The organism is Anaerococcus marasmi, from assembly GCF_900290195.1.
Lineage (GTDB): Bacteria > Bacillota > Clostridia > Tissierellales > Peptoniphilaceae > Anaerococcus > Anaerococcus marasmi.
This window is the reverse complement of sequence record NZ_OLMF01000004.1, coordinates 261,902-274,780: the sequence shown is the minus strand read 5'-3', so window position 1 is coordinate 274,780 and position 12,879 is coordinate 261,902. Positions and strand designations below refer to the sequence as shown.

At 32.1% G+C, this 12,879-nt stretch carries 11 protein-coding genes, 1 tRNA gene and 2 pseudogenes; 5 read left to right on the top strand and 9 right to left on the bottom strand.

All coding sequences use genetic code 11. From position 1 onward, the window contains the following. Nucleotides 1–11 precede the first annotated feature (11 nt). From C7D97_RS01490 to C7D97_RS01480, 3 genes are all read right to left on the bottom strand, one after another. Nucleotides 12–1,730, bottom strand: a complete 1,719-nt coding sequence (locus C7D97_RS01490) for a proline--tRNA ligase (RefSeq protein WP_105300373.1) — start codon at nt 1,728–1,730, stop codon at nt 12–14. Then, the gene (locus C7D97_RS01485; protein WP_105300372.1) at nt 1,727–3,826 is read right to left on the bottom strand and encodes a Tex-like N-terminal domain-containing protein; all 2,100 of its coding nucleotides are present in this window, start codon (nt 3,824–3,826) and stop codon (nt 1,727–1,729) included. The genes C7D97_RS01490 and C7D97_RS01485 overlap by 4 nt, the downstream gene beginning before the upstream one ends. 63 nt (nt 3,827–3,889) lie before the next feature. Next, nucleotides 3,890–5,074: a hypothetical protein gene (locus C7D97_RS01480; RefSeq protein ID WP_105300371.1), complete on the bottom strand. Its 1,185-nt coding sequence runs from the start codon at nt 5,072–5,074 to the stop codon at nt 3,890–3,892. Between the two features lie 100 nt (nt 5,075–5,174). Between C7D97_RS01480 and C7D97_RS01475 the strand changes: the two genes are divergently transcribed. Then, nucleotides 5,175–5,250 (top strand) — tRNA-Thr (locus tag C7D97_RS01475). A gap of 164 nt (nt 5,251–5,414) precedes the next feature. Here C7D97_RS01475 and C7D97_RS01470 read toward each other — a convergent pair. The 5 genes from C7D97_RS01470 to C7D97_RS01450 form a co-directional block, all read right to left on the bottom strand. After that, nucleotides 5,415–6,722, bottom strand: a complete 1,308-nt coding sequence (locus tag C7D97_RS01470; RefSeq protein WP_105300370.1) for a S41 family peptidase — start codon at nt 6,720–6,722, stop codon at nt 5,415–5,417. Between the two features lie 373 nt (nt 6,723–7,095). Further along, a complete protein-coding gene (locus C7D97_RS01465; RefSeq protein WP_240308879.1) occupies nt 7,096–7,317 on the bottom strand; it encodes a hypothetical protein in 222 nt (73 codons plus the stop codon). 344 nt (nt 7,318–7,661) lie between these two features. Continuing rightward, nucleotides 7,662–8,873, bottom strand: a complete 1,212-nt coding sequence (locus tag C7D97_RS01460) for an oxygen-binding di-iron domain-containing protein (RefSeq protein WP_105300369.1) — start codon at nt 8,871–8,873, stop codon at nt 7,662–7,664. After that, nucleotides 8,873–9,574 (bottom strand): DUF542 domain-containing protein, encoded by a 702-nt coding sequence (locus C7D97_RS01455; RefSeq protein WP_105300368.1) that lies wholly within the window; start codon nt 9,572–9,574, stop codon nt 8,873–8,875. Before C7D97_RS01455 ends, C7D97_RS01460 begins: the two co-directional genes overlap by 1 nt. 74 nt (nt 9,575–9,648) lie before the next feature. Continuing rightward, nucleotides 9,649–10,335, bottom strand: a complete 687-nt coding sequence (locus C7D97_RS01450) for a Crp/Fnr family transcriptional regulator (RefSeq protein ID WP_105300367.1) — start codon at nt 10,333–10,335, stop codon at nt 9,649–9,651. Nucleotides 10,336–10,922: 587 nt separating this feature from the next. On the opposite strand from C7D97_RS01450, the gene C7D97_RS01445 reads away from it, so the two are divergent. The 3 genes from C7D97_RS01445 to C7D97_RS10810 all read left to right on the top strand — a co-directional run bounded on the left by C7D97_RS01445 (nt 10,923) and on the right by C7D97_RS10810 (nt 12,207). Continuing rightward, nucleotides 10,923–11,321, top strand: coding sequence for a helix-turn-helix domain-containing protein (locus C7D97_RS01445; RefSeq protein WP_240308878.1), 399 nt, complete (start codon nt 10,923–10,925; stop codon nt 11,319–11,321). Nucleotides 11,322–11,442: 121 nt separating this feature from the next. Beyond that, entirely contained in the window at nt 11,443–12,051 is a 609-nt protein-coding gene (locus C7D97_RS01440) for an IS3 family transposase (protein ID WP_275886696.1), read from the top strand. 3 nt (nt 12,052–12,054) lie between these two features. After that, nucleotides 12,055–12,207 carry an IS3 family transposase gene (locus C7D97_RS10810; RefSeq protein WP_105300365.1) on the top strand — a complete coding sequence of 51 codons (153 nt, stop codon included), beginning with the start codon at nt 12,055–12,057 and terminating at the stop codon, nt 12,205–12,207. An 82-nt stretch (nt 12,208–12,289) separates the two neighbouring features. Here the strand turns inward: C7D97_RS10810 and C7D97_RS10695 are convergent. After that, nucleotides 12,290–12,504: pseudogene (locus tag C7D97_RS10695) on the bottom strand (hypothetical protein). Nucleotides 12,505–12,734: 230 nt separating this feature from the next. Between C7D97_RS10695 and C7D97_RS10805 the strand changes: the two are divergent. Beyond that, nucleotides 12,735–12,839 (top strand): annotated as a pseudogene (locus C7D97_RS10805) (transposase); the annotation flags it as partial. Nucleotides 12,840–12,879 lie beyond the last annotated feature (40 nt).

Below are 12,879 nucleotides of genomic sequence, written 5' to 3'. Positions count from 1 at the left end.
ATACCCGTTTTCTATTTAAAAGATAGGTCTTTTTTGATTGAGTCTACGATTTTTTCTATGGCTTCACTTGATGAGATCTTTGCATTTTCCATATCTTTTCTTGTAGAATATTCCACTATGCCATCTGCTGCATCTTTTCCAACAGTAATCCTATATGGTATACCAATTAGGTCTCTATCGTTAAACTTAACTCCAGCTCTTTCTTTTCTATCATCTAGGATAACGTCGATTCTTTCTTCCCTTAGTCTTTGATAGATTTTTTCACCAAGCTCTTTTTGCTCATCTTTGTTGATGTTTATAATAGTTACAATTGCCTCAAAAGGAGCAACTGATGTTGGCCATATAATTCCCTTATCGTCGTGATATTGCTCAACTATGGCTGAAACTGAACGAGAAATTCCTATTCCGTAAGAGCCCATTATAAATGGTTTCTGTTTACCATTTTCATCTAAGAAGTAAGCTTCTAGACTTTCTGAATATTTTGTCCCTAATTGGAAGATATTTCCTACTTCTATTCCTCTCGCAGCCTTAAGCATGCCCGATCCGTCATAAGCCATGTCGCCTTCCTTAGCAGTAAGAAGGTCTTCTACTATTTCTCCATCAAAGTTTCTCTTAAAGTTAGCATTGATGTAGTGATAGTCGGTTTTGTTGGCACCAACTGTTAGGTTGTTTATTTTGGTTAGGGATTCATCAATTAGAACACGGACGTCTTCCTTTAATCCAATAGGTCCAGTATAACCTGCTTTTGCTCCTGTGATTTTTTCGATTGATTCATCACCTAGCATTTCGATTTCATGTTCTGGTACTTTGAGATAAGAGATAAGCTTTGCCATATTAAGCTCCCTATCTCCAGGGACAAATGCGAGTACTGGCTCTCCCTTTACCAAAAGGTCTACTGCCTTAGCTGAATGATGGCTATCTTTGCCTAAATACTCTGAGACTTCATCTATAGTAGTTTTCCCTACTGTTTCAACTAATTCTAGGTCTTTTTCATCTTCCTTGACAAAGTCCATCTTAAATCTTGCCTTTTCATCAGTTGCGGCATAATCGGAATCATCAGTATAAAGGATTACTCCTTCTCCTGTCTCTGATAGGGCGATAAACTCATGGCTTTTTTTGCCGCCCATAGTTCCCGAGTCACCTTCAACAATTTTGTAATCAAGCCCCATCTTATCAAAGGCTTCAACGTAGGCATCCCACATTTTTTGATAGGATATTTCAAGCCCTTCCATGTCAGCATCGAAGGAATAAGCATCTTTCATTAGGAAGTCCCTTGACCTATTGATACCAAATCTTGGTCTTTTCTCATCTCTAAACTTATCTACAATCTGATAAATATTTAGTGGAAGTTGCTTGTAAGAATTAAGCTCATCTTTAACAAGAGATGTGAAGGCTTCTTCTGCTGTTGGGCCAAGGCAGTACTCTCTTTCGTGTCTGTCCTTGAGCTTAAACATCTCAGGACCGAAAGTTTCCCATCTACCTGAAGCTTCCCAAATTTCTCTTGCTTGTAAGATAGAAGTTGAAACTTCGATAGAATCATGATTTTCCATAGCTTCTCTTACAATGGCTTCTATCTTATTTATAACTTTCTTGCCAAGTGGTAGGAATGAATAAACTCCACTTGCTTGCTTTCTAATGAAGGCTCCCCTTGTCAAAAACTTATGACTTGCAGTTTCTGCATCAACAGGATCTTCCCTTAATGTTGGCATATAATATTTTGATAATCTCATTTTTCACCTATATCTTTCATTGATAGACCTATTCTTTCTTTCTTCCTGTCTATCTCTATTACTTTTACTTCAACAACTTGCGAATTGGTCAAGACTTCGTTAGGATTGTTGATAAATTTATTGGAAATTTTTGAAACATGAACAAGTCCATCAACTCCTACGCCTATATCTACGAAGGCACCAAAGTCTGTAATATTTCTAACCTTTCCTTTAAGTATCATACCCTCTTTTAAATCATCAATCCCCATTACTTCCTTGCGAGTTAGAATTTCAGGGTTATCTTCTCTAGGATCTCTTCCTGGCTTTTTAAGCTCAGAAATAATATCCTTAAGGGTCGGAACTCCTACCTCAAGTTTTTCCGCAAGACTTTCTAGATTTATACTATCAAGGTCCTCCCCTTCAAGTTTCTTGGCTATCTTGTAGGATTCTGGATGGACTGCAGTATTGTCTAAAATTTCTGGTGAGTCAGGAAATCTCAAGAAACCTGCACAAAGCTTATAGGTCTTATCTCCCAGACCCTTTACGCTCTTTAGATCTTTCCTGTAGACAATCTTCCCTTCTTTGAAATCTTCCTCTATTCTTTTGGCAAGATTGGCATTAAGACCTGATACATAACTTAAAAGCTTATAAGAGGCATTATTTATACTAACACCAACTTCATTTACCGCATCCTCCACAACTTTGGAAAGCTCTTCATCAAGCTTCTTACCATCTAGATCGTGCTGATATTGCCCAATTCCTATGTGTTTTGGCTCAATCTTCACAAGTTCGGCCATAGGGTCTTGGAGCCTTCTAGCCATAGAAATTGCTCCTCTTATAGTTACATCAAGATCAGGAAATTCCTCTTCGCCTAGGGCTGATGCAGAATATACAGAAGCCCCTGCTTCATTTACTATGGCATAACTTAGTCCATCGACTTCTTGTATAAGCTTATTTACAACTAGCTCGGTTTCCCTAGAGGCAGTTGCATTGCCCAAAGCAATTAGACTTACCTCGTATTTTTCTACGAGTTTCTTCAAAGTTGCTATAGCTTCTTTTTCCTTCTTGTGGGGCTCTACTGGGTAGATTACGGTAGAATCTAAATATTTACCAAACTGATCAACAACTGCCACCTTACAACCTGTTCTAAAACCAGGATCAAGTCCAATAACTGCTTGGCCCTTAATCGGTCTTTGCAAGAGATATGGCTTGAGATTCTTACCAAATACTCCAATTGACTCATCTTCTGCACTTTCAGTAAGGAAGTTTCTCATTTCTGTTGTAATTGAAGGAAGCATCAGTCTCTTATAGGCGTCATCTACGGTTTTTACTAGAAGTGATTCCTGATAAGGGTTAAGGTCCTTATCTTCCCTAAACAAATCAGCAATAAGTTTCTTATTATATTCATCTGTAAATTCAAGCTTCACAGTAAGGGCTTTTTCCTTCTCACCCCTATTAATAGCGAGAGTTTGAAAGGATTTCATCTCCCTTAATTTCTTAGAAAAATCATAATAATTCTCATAAAGACCAGCCTCATCCTCCTTTAAGCTTGAAACAAGCTTAGCCCTTAAGAAACCATCTCTTCTAATTATATTTCTCGCTGGTATACTATTAGAAATATCTTCTGCCAAAATATCCAGAGCCCTATCCAAGGCTTCCTCTTCACTTTCTAGATTTTCTGTAAGATACTGACGAGCTTCATCTATCGCTTCTCTCTCGCTTTCTGCCTTGGTAAACAAAAAATCTAATAGCTTATCAAGTCCAAACTCACGAGCAATATCGGCCCTAGTCTTTCTCTTAGACTTATAGGGAGCATAAATATCTTCAAGAATAGTAAGAGTGTTGGTAGATAGAATCTCCTCTTTAAGCTCTTCAGTAAGCTTACCCTGAGAGTCAATAGAATTAATAATTTCCTCTTGCCTCTTTTCAATATTCCTATATTTGTTAAGATTCTTCTCTATATCCCTGATCTCAACATCAGTAAGATTTCCAGTAGCTTCCTTCCTATATCTTGCGATAAAGGCAACAGTCGAGCCTTCATCCAAAAGCTTGGTGACCGCATCTATACCCTTTTCGCTAATTTCTAGCTGTTTTGATAAAATTTCTGTAATGTTCATAAAAATAAACTCCTATAAAAGCAAAAGATAGGACTCATCCTACCCATGCTTTATCGAATAACTCTAATTTCCAGTAATAAAATTAATCTTGTATTTTGGAAAATTCATACTTATGATTCTTCCACCAATATTTTGATAATCCTCCTCATCTAAATCGAAAATATTCGAAGGATCATAAAGAACAATCTTAGATTCCTTGATATCAGCAGGTGAAACTATAAGTTCAAACTTATAGACTGATTTATCCTTGGCATACTTAATCAAAATATCTATAAATCTTCCGTAATCGTACTCGTTGTTGTGTCTAAACTCCAAATCAACCTTATACTCTTTCTCCTCAACCATATTAAACTTGGCCTTCCTACTAGTATATGAAGTAACATCGCCGCTTTCAATATTAGTAATCTTAATAGTCGTCTCGTTAAGAGCCTTCTCATCGTCCCTACTTACTAAATGGATAATATCAGTATTAGAAAGTTCTCTTTCGATTTTTTCAATCTCCCTTTCCTTATTCCTAATCCTCGTAAGATCAGAACTTAAATCCTCAACTCTTATAGGATCATCCATCTTAACCGTATGAGACTTATCTGAATCAAATCCCTTAAATATCTTCACATCATCATCAAGACTTTTTCTCACTCTCCTATCAGCATTGACACCTCTAGGAGCTTGGTCCTTCTCATTTAAGTATTCGTCGATATCATCAAAACTCATCTTATCCTTAACAAGCCTAACGTCTTTCTCATTAAGATGTTTATAAGTAGATAGTAAAGTCCTAAAAACCATATACAAGAATGATAAGGAAGTAAGAAGACTCTTCAAAGATCTTGGAATAATATTATTACTATCAATAATATTAACTAAAAGCATTATAATAAAAGCCAAAGCACCAGTATATCTAAAAAATCCATTCTTGCCTGGCTTGTAATCACTTGCCTTTACTAAATTAGATGAAGTCTTAACTAGAATCTTAACAATTTTTATAACAAAAATAATACCACCAAGCAAGTAAAATCCTGCAACAACATTATTTAAAATAGGAAAAGTCCCATAAAGGTCAAAAGGTAAAGACCTAATACCGTAATCTACAGCAAAAGTTAAAGCGAGCACAAACAAGCCGCTCTTTCTAAAGGCCTTAGAAATAATAAATAGTATTAATAAGATAAGACCAAAGATTACCGGAATCAAAGTTATTCTATTGTATGTAAATAATTCAACTATATCATTTAATATATTTGTATAATCCATAATAACTCCATACTAATAATTATATCAAAAATCCCATAAGATACAATAAGAATTTAAAATCCATTCCCAAAAAAGAAAAAATATGTTATCATATACATATGCTAGAATAGCTCAATTGGTAGAGCACCGGTATCGTAAACCGTAGGTTGCAGGTTCAAGTCCTGTTTCTAGCTCCAAAAACAAAACTCATAAAACCTTGGACTGATGATTGACCTGGTTTTATGAGTTTTTCAATTATAAATTATGAAAATTTAAACATAAATTTTTGAACTCTTTATTACGAGCTTTAGTAAAACTTTTTCTAATTGATTTCATATTCTTACAATCAGAATGTATTGCTTTAACGAATATTTACATCTTCAATTATGGCTTTGACTATATCTTGGTCTATTAAATTTTTAGTTGTATATGTGTAATTACTATCTACTATTATATCAGGAGTTGTTTGATCCATTTCATTTATTGAACCTGATTCTGTAATACCCAAATTATTAGCAAATCTAAGAACATACCCTGTATTAGGAAGGTCTACCTGCATAGGATCAAATCCTATTCCATCTCCACCTGTTTTTGTACCAACGAGCTTTGCTAATTCTGTTTCCTTGCAAAATGATGCTAGAGTTTCTGACGAAGAATAAACTCCTTCATCTACCATAAGATAAATGTTTCCCTTATATTTGATAGAGTCTTTAGAAGGACTTATTTTAATTTTAGACTTGCCATAATATTCAAAATCCTTAGTTATTGAGCTTACATCATCGTTAAACACTCTGTTAGTTAAAAATTCATTTACATTCTTTTTAACACCTTTTTGCTTGATTATTTTTCTATTGAGATCACCATTCTTAAAAAAACTATATACCGTAGTTTCATATTCTTTATCAATGATTCGAGGCAATAAGAAATCTTGCCAATATCTAGTATCTCCACCACCATTTCCTCGAATATCAATAATTAGATACGGATATGATTTTATTATACGTAAGAAATCTGATAAAATTTCTCTATCGTCTCCTTTGAATTGTTCTCCCAACATGGATTTAATTTTAATATAGGCTAGCTTATCTTTTATTAAAATATCAGTGGTTAGATTTTGATAATCTGAATCATCTAGATTTTCTTTATCGTTCTTGATATTACTGTTTATAAATTCATTTACAGTAGAGTTACTTATGTTATATCTACTTCTAACCCTATCTTTTTCATAAATCTTAGAAATATCATATCTCCAATTATTCTGTGGCATAGTTTTATAGCTTATGTACATGAAGATTCCATTTGTCTCTGGAACTAAATTTGTATGAACATTATTTAAATCAGATAAAATATCATTCATTCTATTAAAAAAATCTTCATCATTTTTAGATTTAGATATATACTCTTCATAAGATCTTTTGTTCGAAAGCCAATCTACTCCATTTTTTCTTTTATTAATCTCGAAAAAAGGATAATGAGTTTTTAATGTTTCATATACAAAATTGAAATCCTCAATATATTCTTCTCTATCTAATTCAAAATTAACTTCTTGAATATCCTTTAATCTTATTTTATCAATATCAGTTGAATTATCTTTTTTAACTATAAAATCCGTATACAAAAAGGTTACTATTATAATAAATAAATATATTAATGATCTCGGTTTCTTCATTTTATCACCTTTTATCTCTATTCTGACTTATTTATGGACCTCATAACTATTCATAACCATTATATTATAATTACTCCCATGAACAAATAAAGAAATCCAATTTAAACAAGTCTTACTGAATATACCAAAAATTTGCATCATACCTAAATTTAAACGGAATGTCTCCTGTTATGTACAGATTGCATTCCGCTTAAAATATTATTAAATTATTCCGTGTTTATGGGTTTAGGTCAAAAGTGCTGTTTAAATTATTCTTTTCTCGGTCTAATCGCATTAATTATATTAGATGACCTACAAGCATTGCTAATATACTTGATGTAGATGGTATTTGGTGAATAACTTTTGTACTTCTATTTGATATTTGTTCAGGGGACTAATGTTCGTTAATCTTTATAGTTAAATAATCAATAATATCTTTAGATAATTTACTTTCCCTATAGAAGTTTTTCCTTCTATCAATATATTTGTCATTTGCCTTTATTGGGAAATACTTAGTATAATCTACACTACTATTTTTTATTTTAGATGAATTTCTTTTAATTGCTTGTGTAATTTTCTTATACTCATTTTCAAATTTAAAAATTGATAGATACAAGCTCGCTCTTCTATGGTAAGATGGTTATCGCTCCTTTTAATGTGTTTTGTTTGGTCACTTACATATTAACACAGCTGATTAGCTATGAGTTTATCTTATATTGCACTTATTATGATAAACTATCTATTTAAAAAAACTGTTGAAGCTGGTATGTTTATTCATAGCCCCAACAGTTTCTTTTGTTCCCTTTTTTATAGAAAGTAAATAATATTAGAATTTGTAAGTCACTACTGCAAACAAATAACAGAATAGTGAAAATACATCATTTTCAATAAGATAAGCTAAAAACATCCTAATGAAAATTAATAAAATCTTAACTAAATCTTAAAATAATACTTGTTTTGTTATTCTTTTTTCTCAATAACAGATGCATCAAGCAAAGCTTTAGAAAATTTTTCTGTTTCCTTCAAAAATTCGTCATCCGGCATCCACGAAGCTTTTATTTCCTCATCAATAATTTGGAAACCTGCTTTTTCAAGCTCTTCTCTCAATACCTTATTTCCTTCTCCAGACCAACCATAAGATCCGAAGACTCCTGCTACTTTATCTTTAAATTTAAGCTCTTTTAAGAAGTGAAGCCAGCCAGATATGGTTGTGATAGAGGACCTACCAACTGTAGGAGAGCCGACAGCTATTGCTTTTGATCTAAATACTTCTGTCATAATATCATTTCTATCCATTTCTGCAACTGATAAGACTTTCGTCCTGGTAGATGGTGAAATTTTTCTAATATCATCTGCAATTTTGTGGGCTATTTTTTTAGTTGCTCCCCACATTGAATCATAGATAACTGTTACTTGATCTTCCTTATAGTTATCAGCCCACTCAGCATATTTCTGTACTATCTCTAGGGCATTTTTTCTCCAAATGCTTCCATGGCTTGTTGCTATAATATCTATAGGAAGGTTCATTGCAACAATTTCCTCTATTTTCTTTTTTGCAAAACTTGAGAAAGGTGTCAATATATTCGCATAGTATTTCATAGCTTCATTCCAAAGGATGGTTGGATCTGCCTTGTCATTGAAAAGTTCACTTAGGGCATAGTGTTGGCCAAAGGCATCATTTGAAAACAAGATATTATCGCCCGTCATATATGTTGCCATTGAGTCAGGCCAATGAAGCATGGTCATTTCTACAAAAACTAGTTGCTTGCCATTGCCTATATCCACAGAATCACCAGTCCTAACTACCCTATAGTCCCATTCCGGATGGTGGTACTGACCAATTAGAGATTTCTTTCCATTAGCTGTACAATAAATCGGTGTGTTTGGAATTTCTTCCATGATTTCTACAAGTGATCCAGAATGGTCTGGTTCTCCGTGATTAATTACAATGTAATCAATTTCCTTTAGGTCAATTTCTGTTTTGAGATTTTTAACAAATTCTTCTTTATGAGGTGTCCAGACTGTATCTATCAGTACAGTTTTTTCTTCTTGTATTAGGTATGCATTTTGGCTAGAGCCATGGTGTACAGAAAATTCACTCCCATGGAATTCCTGTAGCTCCCAATCGATCTTGCCGACCCAATATACATTATTTTTTATTTGTTTCTTCATTATTTTCCTCCTTTTTCCCTATATTTTTCAAACATTATAGAATTTTCTTTGAATATATGGATAAATACATCCTTTACTAGCTTTTCTAGCAAATTAAATGTATGCACATATGTTCTGCAGGCATCTTCCGGCGTTTCAAACCAATCGGTTAGTTCTATCATTTCCTTGATAATATCTCCCGCCTCTTCATGGTCAGTTTCTAATTCTTCAACCTTTTTGATTACTTCTTGGCTAGGTGATTCATTTTCTAACATTAGTGGGAAAGTTATTTCTTCTTCTTTAACAAAGTGTTCTTCTAATTCCTTCTTAAGGTCTGCAAAAAGAGAATGTAGCTTCATCAATTCCTCACCATGACGTGCGAAATGAACAGATAATATTTTATTTAATAAAGGATCTATTTCAAAAAGTAAATCTCTTTCTCTTTTGTGATGATCTATGATTAAAGAGTCTATCATCTCTTTTATATCTGAATTCTTAAAATCATCTATATTCATTATATCTTCTCTATTAGAATTATCGGACTTAATCGCTCCTTGAATTTTTTTAGCAAGATCATTTGCATCAATATTTTTTTCTTTTGCAATCTCTTCAACAGTCATATGGCCATTGCAACAAAAGTCAATCTTCTCCTTATTAAAAAAATCTATCATACTATTATCTGTCTTGACTACATCTTCTATTTTAGTCTTTATACCAATCATTATAACCTCCTATAGTCTACTTAATTATATTGTAAACTAAGAGATTATATATTTCCGTGTTCTATATCACACATTTACATAATTGTTAAGTTTTCCAAAGCGGATATGTTTTTTATCTTAATTTTTTTATAGGCTATATTTTCTATATATCCATCTTTTTCAAGCTCAGATAGTTTTCTAGATACAGTTTCTCTTGTCATATTTATTGACGATGCAATGTTTTCCTGGTTAAGACTTACTAAATGGTTCTTGCTCATTTTCGACCTATAAAGTAAAAATGCGGCTAATCTTTTGTAAGAATCTTTTATTGACAAAATTTCTAGGAGTTTTTCTGTATCATATAATTTTTCGCTAAGTGATTTTATCATATTTAGTGAAAAGTCATGATCTTTTACCAAAATATTCCTTAATAAATTTTTGTCTATTTGACAAATCCCGGTATCTTCAATAGCTACACCATTTGAATTATAGGTATTATCAAGGAAAATTGAGTCCTCTCCGATAATATCGCCCTCTAGGTAAATTTTCCTTATACTCTCTCTTCCATCCTCGTCATAAGAAGAAGCTTTAATTTTTCCATGACTAATTACAATTATTTTATCTACTGGATCATCACTAAAGAAAATACTTTGGTTTTTTTTAATATTTCTGTGGATTGATGATATATAAATACTATTTGATTCATCTATACCAAGTTTATTAAAAAGATTTATTTTAGATAGACATGCACCTTTTTTCTTACATTCTTTACAAGTTTCCATCAAGATCTCCTTTATATAATATCTATAAGCTGGATTTTTTTCTTATTTATATATAGATTTAAGCTCTTAATATTTCATTCACTAACACATAAATACCCAAAAATAAAAGACTCTAGAAACTAATTGTCCTAAAGTCTTAAAATAATAATTGACTTATTCATTATATCTTTCTCTATCTGTTTTATTTATTTTATAAGTACTCAGATTAAAATATAGTCTGCTGTCAAATATAATCTCACCGTTGACATTTACAAACTATTACTTTAAGATTTCGACCTAACTCCTAAAGTCCTATAGCAGAGGGTCTCTTAGAAAATTTTTTATATAGACTTCCGGCTTATGGAAGCAAAATTTTCTAATAGGTTCCTCTGGTGATATTAGGACGATTTATTCACTCTGCAACAGCTCCTCAATCATAAATATCGCTGTAATTGACCTGAACCCCAAAATACGGAATACGGATGGAGGTTTTTTTCATACCAAAATACACAAAGGAATTTAAAATAAAATTAGTACTAGAATATTTATCAGGAGAATCAGGTGGTCATAAAAGTGTGGCTTAAAAATATGATATTCCATATTCAACCATGCGGAACTGGATAAATAAATATAATTCAGGAAGCTTAGAGAGCTTATCTAAGAAGTTAAAGAACAATAAATACACTAGTGAATTTAAGTTATCTGTAATACAATATAGGCAAATCAATAATACTACGCTTAGAGAGACTGCAGAGCACTTTAATCTTGTTAATGGGTCTATGATATACAAATGGGAGAAGACGTATCTTGAACGTGATCTATCTGGACTAGAAGATAAGAGAGGAAGGCCTAAGAAAAACATGACCAAATCAAATAAAAAGTCTAAAACTAATACTCCAATAAATGAAAGTGAAAGAGAAGAATTAATAAAATTAAGGGAAGAAAATAGACTTCTCAAAATAAAGATAGTATACGAAAAAAAGCTACAAGCCTTGCTACTGGAATAGGAAGTAGAAGCAAGGAAAAACAAAGATAATCCTCAAGTTAATAAAAAAATATCCAAAAAGCAAGATAAGCGAATGGTTGGAAATAGCTGAACTACCAAAAACATCATACTATGAATAGAAGATAAAATTAGCTAAACCAGTAGATAAAGATAAAGAAATTAGAAAAGAAATAATGAGGATAGTAGAAGCATCAAAAGGTAGATATGGATATAGAAGAGTAACTATGGTATTAAAAAATAAGGGATTTAATATCAACCATAAAAGAGTCTTAAGAATAATGAGAGAAGAATTCTTGTTATGTACTAAATTCAAAACTAGATCAAGAAAATACTCATCATACAATGGACAAATAGGTAAAGTAGCAGATAATGTTGTAAATAGAGAATTTAAAGCTGATAAACCAAATCAATTATGGCTAACAGATGTAACCGAGTTTAGAATTAATGGTCAAGAAAATAAACTATACCTATCACCAATATTAAACCTATACAGCAGTGAAATAATTAGCTATACCCTAAGTTATCACCCAACAATAGAATTAACAAATACAATGTTAGATAAGGCTTTACACAAATTAAAAAACAAGAATAACTTAATAATACACTCAGACCAAGGATTCCATTACCAACATGATTCATGGACCAAGAAACTAGAAAAAATGAATATTAGGCAAATTATGTCAAGAAAAGGCAATTGTCTAGACAATTCTCCTATGGAGAATTTCTTTTGAATTATGAAACAGGAAATGTATTATGGAGAAGATTTTAAAAGTTATGATCATTTGAGAAATGAGATTAAAAAATATATTAAGTGGCACAATGAAGATAGGATTAAAACAAAATTAAACGGAACGTCTCCTGCTATGTACAGATTACATTCCGCTTAAAAGATTATTAAATTATTCCATGTTTACGGGTTCAGGTCAAAGAACTGTTTAGATTATTATCTTTTTGGTCTAATCGCATTACTTATATTAGATAACCTACAAACATCGCTATAGGAATTAATAAGATTAACAGAATATTCAACACTATAATAATCTGTACTTTCCCTTTGTATCCTATATTAAACCTACTTGTCCAACAGTTGGGCAAACAAACATTGATGTCATTCCAGCCGATCTTGGACTTGTATAGCTTTCAAAGATGTCTATTTGTAGTAGGAAGGAAATCGCAAAAATCATGAGTCCAAGTACAAATAATTTTTACTAATTTTTTCCACATATACCCCTCTTTCTTTGAAATTATATTGTTCGAATTAAATCTAAGTCCTTATAGATATGTAAAAAGATCAAATGTAATAGAAAATATTCTTAAAATATGAAAAAGAAAAGAAATTTCAAAACTCTTTAAACACCTTAGATAAAAGATATGAAGATGCCTTTACTTATTTGCTACAGACGTCATTGGTAGCAGACTTAGATTGACAAATTGTTTGGAAGGAATAATCGAAGAAGTTAGAAGAGGTGAAAAAGTAATTAGGTTATTTTCTAATGAAAACTCAGCTATACGCTTAATATTCAGTACTTCGTCTTTTTAAGACCAATCCTCACTGATAC